This window comes from Ignavibacteriales bacterium (assembly GCA_016700155.1).
GTDB lineage: Bacteria > Bacteroidota > Ignavibacteria > Ignavibacteriales > Ignavibacteriaceae.
In genome coordinates this window covers 658013-679985 of record CP065001.1, presented here as the reverse complement: position 1 = coordinate 679985, position 21973 = coordinate 658013, and the positions used below count along the sequence as shown (strand labels likewise).

10 protein-coding genes are annotated in these 21973 nt (G+C 37.0%); all 10 read right to left on the bottom strand.

From position 1 onward, the window contains the following. Positions 1 to 8: 8 nt before the first annotated feature. Positions 9 to 1901 carry a glycosyltransferase family 39 protein gene (locus IPM56_02735; GenBank protein ID QQS36888.1) on the bottom strand — a complete coding sequence of 631 codons (1893 nt, stop codon included), beginning with the start codon at positions 1899 to 1901 and terminating at the stop codon, positions 9 to 11. A 13-nt stretch (positions 1902 to 1914) separates the two neighbouring features. Next, on the bottom strand, positions 1915 to 2940 hold the full coding sequence (locus tag IPM56_02730) for a glycosyltransferase family 9 protein (GenBank protein ID QQS36887.1): 1026 nt from the start codon (positions 2938 to 2940) through the stop codon (positions 1915 to 1917). After that, complete coding sequence (locus IPM56_02725; GenBank protein ID QQS36886.1) at positions 2940 to 3809, bottom strand: lysophospholipid acyltransferase family protein; 870 nt, start codon at positions 3807 to 3809, stop codon at positions 2940 to 2942. The genes IPM56_02730 and IPM56_02725 overlap by 1 nt, the downstream gene beginning before the upstream one ends. Positions 3810 to 3886: 77 nt before the next feature. After that, the gene (locus tag IPM56_02720) at positions 3887 to 6988 is read right to left on the bottom strand and encodes a hypothetical protein (protein ID QQS36885.1); all 3102 of its coding nucleotides are present in this window, start codon (positions 6986 to 6988) and stop codon (positions 3887 to 3889) included. A gap of 32 nt (positions 6989 to 7020) precedes the next feature. Further along, positions 7021 to 10146, bottom strand: a complete 3126-nt coding sequence (locus tag IPM56_02715; GenBank protein ID QQS36884.1) for a hypothetical protein — start codon at positions 10144 to 10146, stop codon at positions 7021 to 7023. Positions 10147 to 10177: 31 nt separating this feature from the next. Beyond that, a complete protein-coding gene (locus tag IPM56_02710) occupies positions 10178 to 13324 on the bottom strand; it encodes a hypothetical protein (protein QQS36883.1) in 3147 nt (1048 codons plus the stop codon). 33 nt (positions 13325 to 13357) lie between these two features. Next, positions 13358 to 14722 carry a GWxTD domain-containing protein gene (locus IPM56_02705; GenBank protein ID QQS36882.1) on the bottom strand — a complete coding sequence of 455 codons (1365 nt, stop codon included), beginning with the start codon at positions 14720 to 14722 and terminating at the stop codon, positions 13358 to 13360. Positions 14723 to 14779: 57 nt separating this feature from the next. Then, the gene (locus IPM56_02700) at positions 14780 to 15814 is read right to left on the bottom strand and encodes a PorV/PorQ family protein (protein QQS36881.1); all 1035 of its coding nucleotides are present in this window, start codon (positions 15812 to 15814) and stop codon (positions 14780 to 14782) included. A 56-nt stretch (positions 15815 to 15870) separates the two neighbouring features. Continuing rightward, positions 15871 to 19002 carry a T9SS type A sorting domain-containing protein gene (locus IPM56_02695; protein QQS36880.1) on the bottom strand — a complete coding sequence of 1044 codons (3132 nt, stop codon included), beginning with the start codon at positions 19000 to 19002 and terminating at the stop codon, positions 15871 to 15873. Between the two features lie 38 nt (positions 19003 to 19040). Continuing rightward, on the bottom strand, positions 19041 to 21965 hold the full coding sequence (locus IPM56_02690; protein ID QQS36879.1) for a TonB-dependent receptor: 2925 nt from the start codon (positions 21963 to 21965) through the stop codon (positions 19041 to 19043). Positions 21966 to 21973 lie beyond the last annotated feature (8 nt).

The following is a 21973-nucleotide window of genomic DNA, read 5'->3' as shown; positions in this document are numbered from 1 at the left end:
CGTATTAGTCAACCGCCTGAGCCTGATAGTTTTTGTTTTATATTTTCTATATCCTGATTTACCGATTTCATTTCTTCAACATCTTTACTGTTTTTTAATACATGCTCAAAATAAAATAAAGATTTATTATAATCTTCCATCATATAATAAATCACTGCAAGGTTTTTATAACCAGCTAAAAAATTTTTATCTATTTCAATCGTTTTGTGAAATGCTCTTGCGGCGTCATTAAATGATGCAAGCTGCGTATACAATACCCCTACATTAAAATATGCAAGCACATAATTTGAATCGATATCTACTGCCCGCCTGTAATGCATCATCGCATTACTGACATCTTTTGTAGCAGCAAATGTATTTGCAATCAGCACTTCTGTAGATGCATCAGGATTAATTTCCAGAGCTTTGTTAAAATATGTCATTGCCTCATCGTACTGCTTTTTCTGAAAATATGAATTACCCAAAAAGAGATAATCATCTTTATCATTAAAAGTAAATTTTGGCGTAAATGCAAAATTAAGCAATAGTAGAATTACTACTAAGAGAGAGGGTAGTTTGAGAATAGCTAAATTCTTTGTGCGGATAATATTTATCAGTTCATAAATTCCAATGGCGGCGAAAACCATTACAATAGGTGTGACTGGAATTCTGAACCTGCCGATAACAAAAAACAACGCACTGCTAAGTATGTAGCCTGTGAGCAAAACAGTCATTAGGATGTAGCTTCCTTTTTTCTCCGGATGAAGTGTAAAACCAAAAAGAGAGAGATAGAAGATTACGATAAACCATGGCAATGTAAATTTTAATACTGTCGAATAATTTTTACGGATAAAATTCATATCCATGATCACAGATTGTGCGTTTTCATCTTCACTAAAAAATAATAATATTTTTTTAAAGTAAAGACTGATTGAATTTACCGGCTCAGTGCTTACATAATTCAATCCCTTTGACATCCAGAAAGATGAAACTTCAGCAGAGGTAAGTGGTTTATTGAGCTGTTTTTCTGCAAAGTTTTTCCCGGTCAGGTCAAGTGATAAATCAAATTCCTTGGGCAGCTTGTAAATACCTGTCGCATCCGGATTGTTCCCCATTTGAAAATTGATCCCTGCATTGGAAGTAATAAGTACAAAATCTTTTTCTGCAATAAAATTCTGTAACGTTATGGGTGCTATAGGAATTAAACTACCGATAACAAAAAACAGAGCAGTCTTATAATAAAAACTTTTTGTAATCTGCTTTGATCTTAAATAGTAAAATGACCAGATCAAAATAGCCGGCAAGAAAATCAAAACTGTCGCGCGAAGAATTGCCGCGAGCCCCAAAACAATGCCCGCAATAAGCCAATACTTTTTGTCCTCCAATCGTTTTACATCACTTAATAAACAGACCAATAAAGCAATAAGAAAAGTCTGTGTGGTTTCAATCAAAACCGTGCTGCTGTAAAAAATAAAAAGTGAATACACAGCGCATATAGATGCGGCTATCAACCCTACAGTTTCCGAATGAATATTTTTACCTGTAAGAAAGATCAGCCATATCGTAACAGTACTCAAAATGACCTGAAACAATCGCATCATAAAAATCGCATCGGCAAAAATATATTGAAGAAGTGCAAGTAAATATGTGTACAAAGGTGACATATAAAACACTTCCGCTCCAAAGAACGAACCATTCTTCAGCATCTTTGCTGCATTGTCAAAATAAATCTGTGAATCAGAGAAAAGTGTTTTCCCGAATGGTGAGTTATTTACCTCAAGTAATAAACCTAATCTTAATAGAAAACCAACAACTATAATCACATAAAGCAGATTTATTTTTGGGACAGATCTTTCAGATTGAAATTTATCAGATTTAGTCTTATTAATTTTCTTATTGGATTTCTTAATGTCTTTTTTCATCTATACAAAATTTTTATTCGCGGTTTATATCTAAGAGCTGAAGTGCTTCTTTCATCACCAAATCAGGTGTTAATTTTATCCCGCAATCAAAATGTTTTAAGGGACAAGCTTCGTATCCATGAATACCGCAAGGTTTACATTTCAGTTCATCAAAAGATATGGACTTACTTTTTTTGTTGTAAGGGAAAAATCCAAATCCGGGAACTGTAGAGCAGTATAATGTCAATACAGGAATATCCGCAGCCATTCCCATATGAGTCGGGGCACTGTCATTTGTTATCAATAATGAAGCGTGTTTAAGCAGTTCAATCGATTCAATTACAGATAACTGACCTGCGAATGAAATTGTGTTTCCTGTATCATTGAGTTGATCACATAAGTCTGCATCATCTGAACCGCCAATGAGAACAACTTTTATATTATTTTTATTTAGCTCAAAAATAATTTTCTTAAAATTCTCTTTTGGATAACGTTTTGTTTTCCACACACTCCCGGGAGCAATTGCAACAAAACCTTGTGATAATGATTTTTCAATAATCAGTGAATTTATTTTCTCTGAAATTTTTTGATCTGCTTTTATTTCAGGTAATATTCTCCAATCTTCTTCAGGTGATAATCCCAAAAGAGAAAAATTTCTTTCGACTTCATGTTTATTGATATCATACTCAGCTAAAGTTCTGTAAACGTGCAGCCAGCTGCTTGTATTGAAACCAAAAGTTTCCTTAACTCCAGATTGCATCACAATAAATGCAGATCGTACAGACCTGTGCGGAGAATAAATTGCATCATACTTTTTTTCTTTAATGAACTTTGAAAATTTTAATATTGAGGAAATTGATTTGTGCGTTCCTCTCTTGTCCAGGATAATTACTTCGTTAACATAACTTGATGATTGAAATATCTCTTCAGTTTTTGGGATTGCGATGACATCAATAAGTGATTCAGGAAAACGGGATTTCAATTTTTGGATTAATGGAAGTGTAAGAATTGCATCACCAATAAAAGCAGTTTGTATAACAAGTATTTTTTTTGATTGCATTAATACTTCCATAATTTGTGCATCCATAACCATTGTTCAGGATATTTTCTGATCATTGATTCAAGATATGACATATGTCTCTGGCAAAGCTCAGTCACTTTTTCATCCTCTGTGCCTGAAAGATTTTGTGTATCAATTTCTACAAGTTCAGTAAAATAGTTTTGATCCTTCTGTCTGACTGTAAGTCCATAAATAATCGGTGCGCCGGTTTTGATAGCCAGGATTGCAGGTCCGGGATAAACAGAAACTTTTCTTCCAAAAAAATTTACGCGAATGCCGTCAACAGGTCCGCGCTGGTCAGCAACCATTGCAACAATTTTTTTATCCTTAAGTGCTGAATAAACCTGTCTTATCGAAGCACCTAAAGGAATGATTTTATTTTCCCATTTAGTTCTTATGTCATTCATCCAATTATTAACGTAAGGATTACGCTGGCTTTTTACAACAACATTAAAAGTCTTTTTAACCTGAGCACTAACTGAAAGAGCGACATATTCCCAATTTCCAAAGTGTGCAGACAAAAGTATCAGACCTTTACCATCATCATACTTTTCATTTATTAAATTTCTGCCGGGACAGTTAACCGCGTTCTCCAATTCCTGTCTGCTCATTTTTTTAACACAGAAGAGCTCAACTAAAGCCAGTGAAAAACTTTTATAACTTTCATACGCGATGGTTTTTATTTTGTCTGAAGAATATTCAGGGAAAGCATTTGTGAGATTTTCAATTACCGTTTTTCTTCTGATGGGGATGATGAAGAAAAAAAAACGGGAAATCATCGGGGCAAATCTTCTCGCAGTTTTTAATCCAATCAATGAATAAAAATTCGCAAGAAGAATAAAGAGTATGTATTCAAGAATATTTTTCACAGCATTTAAAATTTACCTGTGAAAAATAACTAAAGATGATGATATTTTTTGTTAATTCTTTGCTGCTGACAAATTCCTCAATTACTCTGAACAACAGCAAGTTTTAATATCTTTGTTCCAATACCAGGCATATCGAGATATACCAGATATACTCCGCTCCCCACCAGACTTCCGTCTTCATTGCGTAAATCCCAATCCAACCAGGGAGATGGTGTCTCTTTATCTATTCTTTTTATGAACACTCCTGCTAATGAATATATCCTTACTATTACATTTTGTGGCAGGTTTGTCAGTCTCACTATTCTCTCCGTTCCCCCTGCTTCAAGGCTGCTGCTGCCAAAGTACGGATTCGGAAAGATGTTTATCTGATCAATATTCTGTTTTGCGTTTTCAAAATTATTTCTTGTCGGTGCTGTAGCAACGGCAGTAAATACATCTCCGGTTACCGGTGGTTTGTATGTGTTGATTCGGATTACTGTGCCGGGTTCAGGGAGTTCGCCATTTATACTGAGATGACCAATTAAATGTTGCATAGTAATAGATGGTCCGGAATAATCAGGCAATGGCTCTTGATATGGTTCTCCTCTATAAATGTATATACTTTCCCATCTATTTAGAGAAGAACTGAACCCCCAGGCAGTATCCCGATAAACAAGATTGTTGTCTATTGTTTTAATATAAAGTCTTTCATCCGGACTTCCATCCCTATTTATCTTCCATACTTCAAATGGAACCCTTCCTTTTCCTTTAGGATCACTGCGCAGATAAGGTGAAATCAATGTATAACCGGTTGTGTAATATTCACTGCCAGATTCTGTAAAACGAATTTCAATATCTTCATCGTTGATTTGACTTAGATGATTCAAATCTTGAATCCATCGGTGTGTACCTGCAAAGGTGAAAGTTCCAATTTTCCACTTTCCTGTGGAATTGAATTTTTCAAATACATCCTTCGGTTCCGATAATTGTGTTCCTCCCGGGCCATTTGTTTCAAGAACATTTTTTATTCTTTCATAATAGTTTCCCCAATTCCCAACATTAAACCTGAATAGTAAACCATCGTAAATCAAAGAATCTCTGAAATCGATAGAATGAAGTTTGGCGTTATTAACGAATGAATATCCCTTAGTCTTATTAGTCAGGCTATAAAAATAGTTTTCCAAAGAATCTCTGAATGTTAATTCATATGTATCACCGGTGAGCGAATTTGGATCCAGAACGATTAACACGGCCGAAAGATCGGTTTCACCAACTGTTTGTTTAAAATGAATTGTATCACCTTCATCATAATTGTAAACAATATCGATGGGTTTTTTGCCAGGAATAAGTGTTAAAATTTCAGATTCGCTTTCAATTATCTTTTTAAAACTATTTGGCGAATATGCATATGCAGTAACAGCAAAATAATAGGGTGATCCGCTATTTAATTCTGTTTGGTTAATTTCATCATATTTAATTTCGATATGCCGACCTAGTCCTTTATTCGGACTTATCAACACAGTTATATATTCTTTTTGTCCATTAATTAAAACATTATCTTTTACATTGATCACATCATTTTCAATATCGAATATTTTCACTAAAGTCGGGTTATTTCCAAGCGGGTCACTAAATTGCCACACTTTATACCCTTCAAAATTATATGTAGAATCATCTGTGTTAGTATTTACAAGTGTCCTGTCCAAAGATTCGTAGTTTTCAAGGTCAGTAGACCACCATAACATTACTTTTTTATCTTCAACGAATGATTTGACATTTGGAGCATTTATTTTCGGCAGTGAGCGAAGTCCGTTATAATATAGTTCTTTGATTTTTCTCGCATCATCCTTCAATTTTGTAATACTATTGAGATTGCTTGTTCCTTTTGCAATTAAAATTGCAACTACAACTTCCTGTGTATCGCCAGGCGACATATTCACCGGACCACTTGTCATCAAGTACCTTTTATCAGAATAACTAGGCGGATTCCAGCCAGGACTTTCATACCATCCAGTTTGATTAACAGGATCGCCAGCATAAATAAATTTTGTGACTAAGTTTGTGGTTGGATCAATAATATCACTTCCATTCAAAAGTTTACCTTTCATATAGTTATACATTTCCAGTGATCCTTCATATATCCCTTGCTGAGGATCAGGCCAGTATTGACCTGACCAAGTTGAAAATGAAATGAATGAAGTAATCCCAACATTATAAAAACCTGTAATCCATCTTCCTTGATAAAATGCGCTATCTGAATTAGTGCCATTAGATATTGGTGTTTCTAAAAAAATATGTCCAACAGCCGGTGGATTTAGTCCGTACGAAAAACTTCCCCAGCTGGCATCATCATTATCTCCATTGTAGGTAAAACCCATCAATAATGTTGTGTCGCAACCAGCATAGTCATCACTTGGTTCACCAACGTCATCATCAGACCAATAAGAGAAGTACATATCTTCAATAAGATCATTACTCTTGTTTATAATTTTATATTTTTTGAAAACTACGTTGCCTAGAATATTTGAACTGTCAGCAAAATATCCGTAGATAGTTGTTTGGAATTCTAATCCGATAGGCGAAGAGCCGTAAGTAAAACTAGTCCTCGACGGATCAAGGTCATTTGATACGTACCACAATACCTCATCACCCTCAAATTTTGGTGCGTCTATTCCTCTTGTAAATATTCCATCACCATTGATATCTTCCCATGGTGCACCATCTTCAACGGGCCACTCATCATAATCTTTTTTAAGCTGATCCTTAATCGCTCCATCAGGAAATAGTTTCCAGTCTTTCCGGATTCTGTGCACTCTATATTTTTCTAAAGATGGATCATCTGCAATTCCTGTTGATAAAATCTTTCCGGCTTGTAAGCCCTGCCTGTGTGTATTTCCATTTACTCTTATTTGTCCGTTTACTTTATCGCCATATACAAGTCCGTCTTCAAAAATTGCGGATTTAGTTGCAAGTTCTCCACCAGGCCAATAAAATCCTGAGCCATCATTAATTGGATCATGTGAACCATCCCCATTGTTTGATACCCACATAAGGATATCATTTATGGAGATGTACTTATAAGAATCATTCACGGAGATTTTTTGTGTGCGTTTTTTTTCTGTTTGTCCCTGAAGGTCCGTCACAATTAAATATGAGTGGAGTAATAGTATAATCCCCAAAACATAAATTGCCCTTTTCATTTTAGTTCTCCTTTTTTTGGAGCTAATTATTTTTAGTTACTTTGAACCACTGCAAGTTTTAATATTTTTGTTCCAATACCTGGCATATCGAGATATACCAGATATACTCCGCTCCCCACCAGACTTCCTTCTTCATTCCTTAAATCCCAATCCAGCCAGGGTGATGGTGTCTCTTTATCTATTCTTTTTATGAACACTCCTGCTAATGAATATATCCTTACTATTACATTTTGTGGCAGGTTTGTCAGTCTCACTATTCTCTCCGTTCCCCCTGCTTCAAGACTGCTGCTGCCGAAGTATGGGTTCGGGAAGATGGTTATCTGGTCAATATTCTGTTTTGCGTTTTCAAAATTATTTCTTGTCGGAGCTGTAGCTACAGCGGTAAATACATCTCCGGCTCTTGGTGGTTTTTTCGTATTTACTCTTATTACAGTTCCTTCTTCAGGAAGATTTCCTACAATACTAAAAAGACCAAGTAAATGTTGTGATGAATTTGATGTCCCGGAATTATCAGGTATCGGCTCCTGATATGGAACAGCAGGAACATAAGCGTGAATACTCTCCCATCTGTTTAGGGTTGAACTATAACTCCATGAGGTATCCCGGATGATCAAACCATTATCAAATATTTTAATATAAAGTCGCTGGTCAGCAGCTCCGTCCCGATTAATTTTCCAAATTTCAAAAGGTACACGTCCTTTACCCTTAGGGTTATCTCTTAAAATGGGACTTATTTCTGAATAACCTGTGGTATAATATTCACTGCCTGTATTAGTAAATCTAATTTCAAGGTCATCATTATAATCTCTATTAAAGTAGTTTAATTCCTGCAAAGTTCCGGAAGTTCCATCGATCTTAAGCGTCTCAATTTTCCAATTGCCAGTTGAATTAAATTGCTCAAACACACTGACTGGTTCGGGTAATAAAATTCCACCGGGTCCATTTACCTCGACAACATTTTTTAAAAATTTATTGGTGCTGGTAATGGATTTAGTAACATCAACCAAAAACATCAGCCCGTTGATAATGCTGCTTTCCTGTGTGTGACTACTGAAATCAACCGAGTCTATTACCAGTGTATCATTTGAAGTTGTATTTCGAATATTATAAATAAATTTTGTGTTGGAACCACTTGTTCTCACATCAACAAATGAGACTTCATAAACATCATCATTCAAAACTCCCGGATCAATAACAATTATGCCTAAATCCGCATCCGTTGTGCCAGATGTTTGCTGCATTCGTATTGTATCACCAACTGAATAATTATAAGTAACATCGATGGATTTCCTGCCAGGTATCACGGTTATTATTTGAGGTTTACTTTCCAATATTTTTTGAAAACTATGTGGTGAATATGCAAAAGATGATATACCGAAGTAGTAAGGAAATCCATCCAATAATCGTTGTTGATTAATCGTATCCCGCTCTATTGATAAAAAATGTTTTAGTCCCAGGTTAGGGGAGTTTAGTACTGTGATATATTCTGGCAGCCCGTTCAGCAGTACATACTGCTTTACTAACTGAACATCATTTTGATAATCATAGACTGCCAGAAGTTCGGGATTACTTCCTAACGAATCTGTAAACTGCCAGATTTTATAACCTTCAAAGTTATAGGTTGAATCACTGTAATTTTTATGAGAAATAAGTTTATCAGTTTGTTCAAAATTCTCGTTATCATTACCCCACCACAATGAAACTTTACCTTCCTGGACAAATGCATGAGGAATTGGAGAAGAAAGAGTGAATTCATTTTGAAAACCAGATTCATATAACCCTTTTAACTCTGCAGCATCTTTCTTTAATAAACCCACGCTATGAATATTATCATCACTTTTTGAAATCAATATTGCAATCACAACTTCTTGTGTATCGCCAGGCGCCATATTAAATGGACCAACCGGCATGTGAAATCTTCGATCAGCCGGAGAAGGACCACCTGGCCAACCGGAGCCTTCATACCAACCTGTTTGCATAACCGGATCACCGCAAAGGGGAAATTTAGTTGGAGTGTTTGTTATAGGATTAATTATTTCGGTGCCGAAGTTATGTAACCCTTGAAACAAATTATACCATTCTAGTGTTCCTGCATATACCCCCTGCTGACAGTCCCGGGGCCAGGGTGAGTTGCCTTTAATGATAAGCCCTGTAGCTTGCATTTTTAAATTTTGGGAACCCTTCCGCCATCTGCCGTTGTAAAAAGCACTATCATTAAATGCAGCAGGAACAATCGGCGCCTGGATAATCATGTGACCGACAGCGGGAGGCGCAAAACCATAAGTAGTACCTTCCCCTCCTCCATCATCATTGTCTGCGTTGTAAGTGTACCCCAAATGTAATGTCGTATCAAATCCGACAAAGTCATCAGAAGCATCACCTAAATCATCATCCGTCCAGTAGGAAAAATACATATCTGTGATTGCAGTATCGTTCTTATTGATCACTTTATATTTTTTAAACACTACATTGCCCAGTAAGTTGGAACTGTCCGCAAAGAATCCATACACAGTTGTTTGAAATTCCAGTCCCATCGGCGGTGAGCCGTAAGTGAAACTCGTTCTGCCTGTATCAAGGTCATTTGATACATACCACAGTACCTCATCACCTTCAAACTTTGGTTTATCCACACTTCTTGTAAATACACCGTCTCCGTTTATATCTTCCCAAGGTGCTCCATCTTCTACAGGCCATTCATTGTAATCTCTTTCCAGTTCTGTTCTTACTGGTCCAGGTGGAAATGACTGCCAGTCTTTTCTTATTCTGTATACTCTGTACTTTGGTAATGTGGGATCGTCTGCTACTCCGGGGGATAATATCCTGCCTGCCTGAAGCCCTTGTCTGTGAGTGTTTCCGTTCACTCTTATCTGTCCGTTTACTTTTCCTCCATAGACTAGTCCGTCTTCAAAGATTGCCGATTTAGTCGCAAACTCTCCTCTGGGCCAGTAATATCCATTGCCATCTGTTCTTGGGTCGTGTGAGCCATCTCCGTTGTTTGATACCCACATCAAGACTTCATTTATAGCTATATATTTGTAATGATCATTAGTAGAGATTTTTTGTGTGCGGTTTTTTTCTGTTTGCCCATTTACGTTATTTGCTAAAAAAAATGAATAAACAACTAACAGTATCCCCGTTAAATAAATTAACCTTTTCATTTTAGTTCTCCTTTTTTGGAGCTAATTATTTTTAATTGCTTTGAACTACTGCAAGTTTTAATATTTTTGTTCCTATGCCAGGCATATCAAGATATACCAAATATATTCCGCTCCCAACCAGACTTCCTTCTTCATTCCTTAAATCCCAATCCAGCCAGGGTGATGGTGTATCCTTGTCAATTCTTTTTATGAAAACTCCTGCGAGTGAATATATTCTAACTATCACATTCTGAGGAAGGTTAGTCAACCTTACTAATCTTTCTGTCCCTCCTGCCTCAAGGCTGCTGCTGCCGAAGTATGGGTTAGGGAAGATGGTTATCTTCTCAATATTCTGTTTTGCGTTTTCAAAATTATTTCTTGTCGGAGCTGTGGCTACAGCGGTAAATACATCTCCGGCTCTTGGTGGTTTTTTCGTATTTATTCTTATTACAGTTCCTTCTTCAGGAAGATTTCCTACAATACTAAAATTACCAAATCTATGTTGTTGACTGGATATTACTCCGCTTAATTGAGGAAGCGGCTCCGAGTAATCTTGAGTTCCGACATAAGTGTAAACACTTTCCCAGTAATTATTGACATCATCTTTACTCCATGATGTATCCCGAATTGATAGTTTTCCATCTTCAGTTTTAATAAATAACCTTTTAGGTGGTTCTGAATTATCCCGGCTTAATTCCCAAACTTCAAATGGTACCCTGCCTTTGCCTTTGGGATTCGATTCAAAGGTAGGAAATGCAGGCCTATACCCTGTTGTATAATATTCACTCCCGGAACCAGTGAATCGTATTTCATAATCTTTATCATTGAGTAAACTCCTGTAATTCAAACTATGTATATCGCCAACCACATAATTATTAGCACTATAGTAAATTGATTTAATCTGCCATTGATTCGTTGAATTTTGACTTTCAAAAACATCGGGTGGTGGATTTAGGAAACTACCGCCCGGACCTTTATATTCAATTACTTTTTTGACAGTATGACTTGGAATGAAAATATCATCATCTATATCAACGATTAATTTCATACCATCAAAAAGAGTGTTGCTTACATCCGGTTCATTATTAATCGTATTACTCTTTAACAAAGTATCGTTAGATGTCTTATTGATAAAAAAATATGAGTAACTATCTTCAGCAACTTTCATTTGCACTTCATATGTATCCCCTTTCAAAAGTGACGGGACCTCAACAAATAATTTTGCAGATACATCACTAGCACCATGTGTTTGATTTAGAAAAATAGTATCACCACCAGAATACGTGTATGTAACATCAATAGGTTTTTTACCGGGGATAACCTCTATGATTTTGGGGAGACTTTCAATTATTTTTGGAAAGCTATTTGTTGAATGGGCGTATGTGGATAAGCCAAAATAGTAGGGTGTGCCATCTAATAGAGGAGTATGACTAATTGAATCCCTTGTAATATTGATATAACGCTGTAATCCTAGATTAGGACTGTTTAATACAGTAATGTATTCCCGCAAACCGTTTATTATAACATAATCCTTAACCTGCTGAACATCATTTTCTTTATCATAGATTGCGAATAATTGAGGATTAGTTCCTGAAGTATCTTCAAACTGCCAGATTTTATATCCCTCAAACGTATATGTACTGTCAGAAAAACTGCCATACATCAGGCTTTTATCAATTTCATCAAATGACTCTATGTCATCCTGCCACCAAAGTACTATTTTGTTTTCTTCAGAATACGTTTTTAATTCAGGTGAAGTTATCTCAACTTTGAATTTAAAATTATCTGTGTATGTATTTACCAGTATTTGTGCATCCCTTTTTAATTCCGCTAAGCTGTTGATATTGTTGGTACCTTTTGAAATGAGTATTGCGATTACAACTTCCTGCGTATCACCCGGAGACATATTGAACGGACCTGCAGATAACAAATATCTTCTGTCACCAGCAGATTGTCCATTAGGCCAGCCTGCCCCTTCATACCATCCTGAACCATTAACAGGATCTCCTGACAAACAAAAGCGTGTTGTAATATTTGTATTTGGATCTTTATAATCTGTACCATCCCAGACCTTCCCTTGAAGGTAATTGTACAATTCAAGACTACCAGAGTAAACTCCTTGCGAAGGATCTCTATAAAGTGCACTTCCGCCAATGAAAAGAATAAATGAACTTAACTGTACATTTTTAATTCCTGTATGCCAACGACCATTATAATATGCACTATCATTTAATGACCCTGGTTCAACCGGGGATTGAAGGAATAGATGACCAACAGCAGGCGGTGCAGAACCATAAGAATTACCGGTCCCACCTCCGTCATCATTATCTCCGTTGTACGTGAATCCCAACCTTAGTATTGTATCACATCCGATATAATCATCAGCAGCGTCTCCTAGATCATCATCAGTCCAATAAGAGAAGTACATATCTGTTATTGCGGTATCGCTTTTATTTATCACCTTATATTTTTTAAATACTACGTTGCCAAGTAAATTTATACTATCGGCAAAGTATCCGTAAATCGTAGTCTGAAACTCTAAACCCAATGGAGGCGAGCCATATGTAAACGCGGTTCTTGCTGTATCAAGATCATTCGCCACATACCATAACACTTCGTCGCCATCGAACTTTGGTTTATCCACACTTCTTGTAAATACTCCGTCTCCGTTTACATCTTCCCAAGGTGCTCCATCTTCTACAGGCCATTCATTGTAATCTCTTTCCAGTTCTGTTCTTACTGGTCCAGGTGGAAATGACTGCCAGTCTTTTCTTATTCTGTATACTCTGTACTTTAGTAACGTGGGATCGTCTGCTACTCCGGGGGATAATATCCTGCCTGCCTGAAGTCCCTTTCTGTGCGTATTTCCGTTTACTCTTATTTGTCCGTTTACTTTTCCTCCATAGACTAGTCCGTCTTCAAAGATTGCCGATTTTCGGTAATTCGGTGGAATAGGTGGATCATTATTGCCGTTTACTGTCGGCCAGTAATATCCATTGCCATCTGTTCTTGGGTCGTGTGAGCCATCTCCGTTGTTTGATACCCACATCAGTACTTCATTTATAGCTATATATTTGTAATGATCATTAGTGGAGATTTTTTGTGTGCGGTTTTTTTCTGTTTGCCCATTTACATTAATTGCTAAAAAAAATGAATAAACAACTAACAATATCCCCGTAAAACAAATTACCCTTTTCATTTTAGATCCTCCCGTTAAATGAAAAAGAAAAAACTATTGGATCATTATTCGTCTCATCCAATTATCATCCCGTAATTCACCTCTCATTGTTGAATGTATGAGTTGATAATCCGAAAAACCTGTCAAATCAGTGAAGACAAATATTACCCCGCCTTCAATTTCATTGTAATGCCAAATTTCGTATGGCTTAGTGTCTGTTTGGTTGGGATAACGTTCAATCTCACTAGGCTTGCCCACAGAAATAAATACCTTGCCTCTGTCCGTTTTCCATCCTTTTTTTTGAATAGTTGCGAATTCCTGATTTGCTGTTATTACTCTTCTGTCATATTCTTTTTTAAATTCATTACCCGGCGTAGAGGGATCAGAATCCCTCCCCTTCCAAAAATTATACAGGAAAGTTTTTTTACCTTCAGAATTTGTTAGTGACTTCCATTGATCAATTTCCTTATCAGTTGCAATGTACCTTGAATACCCAAAGGCATCATCCAATTCTTCATCTGACATAACTGCAAATTCACTCATACTGGCGCCTTGATCCGTAATTACAAAAGATGAAGTATCCACCACAGATGGATTATAAATAAAAAGTTTTTTAGTAGCATATACCGCAACATTTTTTATACTATCACGTACCGAAAGCACAATATTATAGGTGCCAGTTGGCAGTTTTGTAATGTTTATTGCGCCGACCTCCACAATGGAGCTGGTCTTCCTTGGTAATCTTTTTGTTTTCTTTTGAATTAATTGATTCCCTGCGTTAAGCAATAAATGTTCAACCAGTAGATGTTCAGCCCTGACATCTACGTTAGTATTGTATAATTCAGAATAAAAAAATACAATGGGAAGTTGTTCACCAAATATTCCGCTGGCATTTGGAATAACCTCATAAGTATTTTTGTAAAATACAGAACCAGTATTATTACTTTCCTTGATTGAAGAAGCAAGTTGAAGGTCACTCATGGAAAAATATTCAGATGGAGGACTCTGCAAATTTACCTCGAACGAAATTGTATCAACTCTTGTTGTATCAATACCATCTGCGGCTTTTAAATAACAAAAATATTTTCCGAATGGAAGAATGAAACCCAGGGATCCTGTCAGTTTCTTTTGTCCCTCCTGTCCTGAATCATTTTTAATCTCATTGTTGAATTGATACGGTTGATTAACAAACGAATTACCGTTAATATCTGAAATATTGACCTGAAGTATTCCTCTGACAGTTTGTGAAGAATCCACTGTCGATATTGCCATGCTGGGAATAAAGAAGGAATAATAAATTTCAAGAAAACCATTTTTCTCATCGTAGTTAAATCTGGAATAGTCAAAGTCAACTTTAAATAAACTCTGTGAGAATAAATTGTAACTCAGCAGTAAGGTAATGTATAATATCTTTTTCATAATCTTAATAAAAAAGGCTGGTGTAACCCAGCCTTTATTTTCTTTGTACCGTTAATATTAAAAACCAAGTTTAATTGCAAACATATGATTAGCATCAAAGTACCTAGCCCAACGGTAAGCATAATCGACTGTAACATCGATTCCTGCATTTACGTTAAACCCGGCACCGAACGTCGGACCAAAAATAGTTTCTTGATCAGTTTCAGCTTCAGGTGCATAGGAATATCCGCCTCTCAAGAAAACCATATCCTGAAAAGCAAATTCACCTGCAAGCTTATACTCATCATTTGAAAAGTTATTGTTCTGAAATGATGAGGCAAGAATGATTTTGTAATCCTGTTCAAATCTTCTCTCATAAGCCAAACCTAATTCTAATTGCGATGGTAATTCGAATGTCGCAGCATCAATTACATAAAATTGTTCACCTCGAAGGCTATACTGATCGTTTGCTGTTCGAATCAGATCAGGTCCGCTGAATTTCATCTGAGGTCCAAAATTCTTTAGTACAATACCTAATTTTAATCCATCAACTTCGGCAATTCCGTTATACTGAACTCCAACATCAAACGATACACCGGTAGCGCTGGTTCTCATAATTTTTTCAGTTACAAGATTAACATTCAAACCAACTCTAATCCGATCAGTCAGAGCATTTGCATATGTTATTCCTAAAGTAACAAAAGTCGGTGAAAATGTAGCGCCAGTACCGTATGGGTTCTCTTCTGTTGTGACCGGTATATCCCCGAATTCAAGTGTACGAACACTGAATCCAAGTGTACCGAAGCCTTCGAAATTTGATGTAACTGCTGCAAATGAGAAGCCAATATCGGCGATATAGTTCATATGCGAGAACATCGCTTCTGTGCTGTTTTTGCTAAACCCAACACCAGCCGGGTTATAATAAATAGACTCGATGCCCTCTAGTCCAGCTATATAGGCACCATTCAATGCTAAACCTCTGGCGCCGATAGGAATTAATAATTCCTGAGCACCAGCTGTTCCATTTCGTTTTCCTCCTCCTGCAAATACCTCAACCACCAATAGAAGTGATAACAGGGATATTTTTAGGATTTTTGTAAAGTTGTAAAACATCTTTTATCTCCTTTTAAAATTTTATTAAAATAGAGAGGGCTAATTCTCCCTCTATTTTATAACCTGTCAATGTATTGTGTCTCCATAATAACAGCCAGTTTCATTACTTTTGTACCGACTCCTGGCATATCGAGATATGCAAGATAGATTCCACTGGCAATAGGAAGACCATCCCTGTTTCTAAGGTTCCAATCAAGATATTGATTTGTACTATTCTTTGTTAGTGTCTGAATGAAAACGCCAGACAAAGAAAAGATTCTGATGGTAACATTAGAAGGCAAATTCGTAAATCTCATAAATCTCTGGTATTTATCTCTTTCAAGATTATTTGCACCAAAGTACGGATTTGGAAAGACACTTATATCTTCAATATTTGTTTTTGCAATTTGTGTTCCAACTTCCGGAGCTTTGACAATACCAGTGAAAACATCACCTGATCCTAATTGACGCCAGGTTCTGATCCTGATGACAGTTCCTTCAGCTGGCAATGAACCAACAATAGATAGATTTCCTATGCGGTGGTTACCTGAGACGGAAGCACCAGACATATTTGGAAGTGGTTCGCTGTAAGGTGTTGTAGGAGTATAGGCAAAAATGCTTTCCCACGTATTTGTTGCAGGATCCTGATTCCATGATGTATCTCTAGGAGCAACAACTCCATTATCGAGAGTTTTTATTATCAATCGTTCCGGAACATCTCCAGGATCTCTTCCAATATTCCATATCTCAAAAGGAACTCTATTTTTTCCTTTTGGATTATCTCTTAAAGTTGGACTAATTGGAGTATAGCCTGTAGTATAATATTCACTACCACCTGCGGTGAATCTGATTTCATAATCATCATCACCAATATTACTCAAATAATTAATGTCATCAATTGTTCCTGGTGTGTTATCAGCAAATTTTCTGGCTTTAATCTGCCATTGATTAGTTGAATTAGATCTGTCAAATACAAATGGACCATCTGAAAGATCAATGCCACCTGGACCTTTTACTTCTCGAATACTTCTTATTTTACTTGAAGCACTACCAAGTGAGTCTCTACCGATATTTTCAACTATGACAACAAAACCATCTCTTATTTCTTTATATGTAGCCTCGGCTGAAAAATCATTGCTTTCTTTTATTAGTGTATCACCTGATGTTTTGTCAACTAATGAATATCGAAGACCACCGCTTGTAGATATCATTGGAACTTCGTATTCATGACCGGTAAGTGCAGAAGGATCAATGATCTGTAACTTGACTCTTCCATCACCGGAACCGCCAACTTTGTTTAACACTATCTCATCTCCTGATAGATATGGATAGCTAACATCAATTGCTGGTCTGCCAGGAAAGACTTCTACTATTACAGGAGTGCTCTCAAGAAAAGTTGGTGAACTATTTTCAGAATATCCAAATGCAGTTATGGCAAAATAATAAGGATTGCCATCAAACAATGCTCCATTTGTATAAGCATCCTGAGTGATATTGATGAATCGTTTTACCCCGTTGTCAGGACCTGTTATCAGGGGTACGATGACATCAACACCATTAACCGTCATTACTCCCATAAATTGGTTTACGCCATCATCAATATCGGAAACATCGAGGAGTACTGGGTCAGTGCCGGCTAGATCTCTATACTGCCATACTCTATACCCCTGGAATGTGTACGTAGTATCACTAAATCCTTGATTATAAATTAATGGGTCACCTTCATCATAGCTTTCACTATTTGTTTCCCACCATAATGTCAATGCTCTTGTCGAAGAAATTGAATGAGTTGCAGGAGGTTGTGGTGATGGTGTTAAATTAAAATCAAGATCATATGCAATCTGGGCAGCAACATCTTTTGTTTTAAGAGCTGTTATACTATTTATATTGCTAGATCCTCTCGCTATCACTAATCCTACAACAATTTCTTGAGTATCGCCGGGCGCCATTTCAAATGGACCGGATGCCATAAGATGTCTTCTATCCCCCGCTGGCTTGCCTCCCGGCCATCCATCTCCCTCATACCAACCGGTTCTGCCAACGGGATCTCCTGTTAAGCAAAGCCGAGTAGGTAATCCAGTATGAGGATCAGTGAATTCAGTGCCATCCCAGACATAGCCCTGCAAGTAATAATAAAACTCTATTGAGCCAGTCGGAACACCTTGCTGGGGATCTCTGTAAACGTTGTCGCCATTAATATAGAATGCAAATGCGGTCATTGGTAAATTTCTAAAGCCATGGATCCATTTGCCGTCAAATTTTGCGCTGTCATTCGGGTTACCTTCAACTATTGGGCCCTGGAAAAAATCATAACCAATTGCTGGAGGTGAAGATCCATAAGTAGCTCCGGCTCCGCCACCATCATCGTTATCGCTGTTATATGTATATCCCAAACTTAGTGCGGTATCACAGCCCGTAAAATCATCTGCAGCATCACCAAGATCAGTGTCAGACCAGTACGCAAAGATTACATCCTTTAATGTATTACCGCCTTTGTTTATAACTTTGTATTTTTTAAATACCATATCACCAAGTGCACCGGTTCTATTAAAACCGAATATGGTTGTTTGGAATTCAAGTCCCATAGGTAATGTACCATACGTAAAAGTCGATCTAGCTGGGTCCATATCATTTGAAACATACCATAGTACTTCGTCACCCACAAACTCAGGTTGATCTACACCACGAGTAAATAAACCATCGCCATCAATATCAACCCATGGTGCACCATCTTCAATTGGCCATTCATTATAATCTCTTTCATACTCATCTTTTTCCGGTCCAGGCGGTAGAAGTTCCCAGCCTTTTCTGATTTTAAAGACCCTATATCTATCAAGAGAAGGATCATCAGGCGTTCCGCTTGATAATATTTTACCAGCCTGCAAACCTTGTCTATGGGTATTACCATTGACTCGAATTTCTCGGCCAACTTTAGCGCCGAAAATCAAACCATCCTCAAAAATGGCACTTTTCTGAGCGTTAATACCACCAGGCCAATAAAATCCATTTCCATCCGTTCTTGGGTCATGAGATCCATCCCCATTATTCGAAACCCACATAAGCACTTGATTGATAGCAATATATTCGTAGTTATCATTAGTGCCAGCTTTTTGTAATTGTTTATTTTTGTCTTCCCCTTTGAAACCAAGAGAAAGCAGACTTACAATAACAATAAATGTCATCAATAAGCCGATAATTTTTTTATTCATTTTAATCTCCATAATTTTATTAACGTAAGATCCAACGGTTAATAATTTAGCCTTACACCTAATCTCACCTGCCTTGGTGGTCCAAAACTTGTTGCATCATAGGTTAGTGTGCGATAAATATCCTGGTATTGATTCGCAACCTCTTCACCAAACTTTGTTCTGTAAGATTGAACCAGCAGACTACCCTGTGGACTTGAAAGGTAACCATCATCATATGGGTCGCCTGTTACATTAAAGACAGCCTCAGCATTTTGAGTGTTTAGTAAATTAATTACCCACAAATAAACATTTGCTTCAAGCGGACCAATGTTGAAAGATTTATCAACCTTTGCATCTAATTGGAACGAGAACGGGGTTGTTGATGAATTTAAAGGTTCAGTTGGGTTGCGTCGGTTACCATAACTATCATCATCCCACCGAGTATAATTAAATCCACTTGTGAAAGATATCAACAAATTGGCTCCAAAGTTTTCAAGAATCTTCGCTCCAAATAATGTAGGACCATCATCCGAAGCAAATCTGTAGTCAAAATTTACAAAACCACTATGTGCTCTGTTAAAATCCAATGGTGCAATTTGTTGTGGAAAAAACGGCGTCGATGTTGGACTTTGCCATATCTGTCTGAAGCTTGAGGATGGATTAGATCCAGTGCCTTGAGCGTCAGAATATGTATAGTCAAATGTTGCGGAAATACGTTCGGTTCTTCTGAGATCAAATTTGAACTCAATACCTTTTACCGTTGCAAAATCCCCGTTTACAAACGCATAATATTGTCTATGGTTGGCTGAAGGATCGGCAAATACTGACCGTATTTGAATTTGATCTTTAATGTCTTTATAGAAGCCAGTAAGATCAAAAGCAAAAATTTCACCTATTTGCTGTTTGAAACCTATTTCATACTGAGTTGTTCTTTCAGGTGTCAATCCAAACCCTACTGGATTCTGGATCGCAAAACCACCTTTAATATTATCGGCTACCAGATTATATCCCTGATAAATATCTCTTAATCTGGATTGTTGAACAAACTTTCCATATTGAGCATGAAAAACAGTTTTATCAGTTACCGGGAATGAGAACCCAAGTCGTGGACTTATTTGTGAAAATACAGGGACATCCTCTAATCCATCCGGATCTAAAACATCGCCTTCGAGAAATTTAATTTTGCTTGGGTCTTTGAATCTTTGACCATCTGTATCGATGTAATCCAATCGTAAACCGAAATTTACAATAAGATCAGAAAACTCCATTTTGTCCTGGATATAGTATCCAGCAAATACCGGATGCTTCGGACCATTAATACCACTATCTATTAAGTTACCAACTTCATCATATCCATAATTATCGGGTCTGTTATAAAGATCATAGTATTCGGCTTCAGGTTGTGATCTCGCGAGATTGACTGTACTCACAGGAGCCACTGAATATCTGCGAATCGTAAAGTATTTAAAATCACCACCTGTCTTTAATTCATGATGCTGACCAATTTGATAAAGAAGGTTTAATGTTCCACCCATATTTCTTGATCTGTTTTTTGTATAGTTATTAAATGGTACTACACTGCGTGTAAAACTGTTACCATAAATAACAATTGATGTTGGGAATTGACCGTCGGACCGTAAAGTAGTACCTACTTTTGCATTTTCGACAGAATCGCCATAAGCAGCTACATTATGTTTGAAAATCGGGTCCATATTGACATTATAGTCATCAAAATAATTGAATATTACATCATAAAAAGCTTTGTCGCTTAATACTTGTGTAATCTTCAAACTTGAAGTGATGGTCTGACCTTCATTATAGCCAGCTCTGTCTGATGTTCTGTGGGTTAATAGAACCCTTCCATTTCTTCCTTCTGTATAGCGAAATGATCCATTAAGTCTAATTGTGAATGGATTCAAATCCCAATACAAATTTCCCTGAAGGTTATATGTGTTTTGTCCGCTATTCAGTAAATATCCTGCAGGATAAATAAAATCTATTGTATCAACAGTACCTGGATTTGAACTTCCGCTTGCGACTGCTAAATCATATGCCGCTTTTCTGTCTGGATCATATAAGCCCGGGAAGTTAGCTCCTCTGTACCAGTTAACGGGTGTCCTGTTGTACACATTGTTACCGGCAATAAAGAATCTTAAGTTTTTATATTCCGGAGTAATTGGACCGCCAGCAGTAAATGCATATTCGCTATAACCATAGCTATATGTACCAAGAAATTTATTTCCGACCTGTACAAAATTATCAGTGATGCCCTCAAAACTAAACTGATATTTTTCAGTTCCTATTTTAGAGGTTGTTGAAATAATACCGGCATTAGCACCACCAAATTCAGCAGAATATCCACCAGCCTGGAACTGAATTTCCTGTACAGCATTAAAAATGCCTAATGTTCTGGCACCACCAAACACGGGATCGTTTACAAGTACACCATCCACATAAAAAGCAACTTGATCTGAACGGCTACCACGCACGTATAAGTTTCCATCCTGATTAACAACTCCGGTTTGAGTACTTACAACTGAGTTTACACCACGAACAGGAAGGTTTTCCATTTCCTCGGGTGTTATAATGGTGTTTGAGTTGGTGACGTTTTTATTAATAAGATCTTTTTTGGCGACAATTACTACTTCGTCAGTTATATAAGTCTCTGACGGAAGTTTAAAATTAATGTCCGTTGTTATGCCTGCGGATACAACGATGTTTGATTGTGTTATATCCTTGTACCCGATGTACTTTCCAACTAAAGTATAATTTCCTGGCGGCACATTTAATATGATAAAGTTACCGTCTAGGTTTGTCGCCGCACCAAAGTTGGTTCCAGAGATTATAACGTTTGCTCCAATCAGAGCTTCCCCGGTTTCGAGGTCTGTAACTTTTCCCACTACTTTACCGGTCTGTGCATTAACAACAAATGCAAAGACGGCAACGAAGAGAATAAGCATAATTACTGTAAATCTATTTTTCATATCTTCAT

What these genes read in the sequence shown, in the direction of transcription:
- IPM56_02735 (QQS36888.1), bottom strand. Translation starts at nt 1,901, where the DNA reads ATGAAAAAAGACATTAAGAAATCCAATAAGAAAATTAATAAGACTAAA.
- IPM56_02730 (QQS36887.1), bottom strand. Translation starts at nt 2,940, where the DNA reads ATGCAATCAAAAAAAATACTTGTTATACAAACTGCTTTTATTGGTGAT.
- IPM56_02720 (QQS36885.1), bottom strand. Translation starts at nt 6,988, where the DNA reads ATGAAAAGGGCAATTTATGTTTTGGGGATTATACTATTACTCCACTCA.
- IPM56_02715 (QQS36884.1), bottom strand. Translation starts at nt 10,146, where the DNA reads ATGAAAAGGTTAATTTATTTAACGGGGATACTGTTAGTTGTTTATTCA.
- IPM56_02710 (QQS36883.1), bottom strand. Translation starts at nt 13,324, where the DNA reads ATGAAAAGGGTAATTTGTTTTACGGGGATATTGTTAGTTGTTTATTCA.
- IPM56_02705 (QQS36882.1), bottom strand. Translation starts at nt 14,722, where the DNA reads ATGAAAAAGATATTATACATTACCTTACTGCTGAGTTACAATTTATTC.
- IPM56_02700 (QQS36881.1), bottom strand. Translation starts at nt 15,814, where the DNA reads ATGTTTTACAACTTTACAAAAATCCTAAAAATATCCCTGTTATCACTT.
- IPM56_02695 (QQS36880.1), bottom strand. Translation starts at nt 19,002, where the DNA reads ATGAATAAAAAAATTATCGGCTTATTGATGACATTTATTGTTATTGTA.
- IPM56_02690 (QQS36879.1), bottom strand. Translation starts at nt 21,965, where the DNA reads ATGAAAAATAGATTTACAGTAATTATGCTTATTCTCTTCGTTGCCGTC.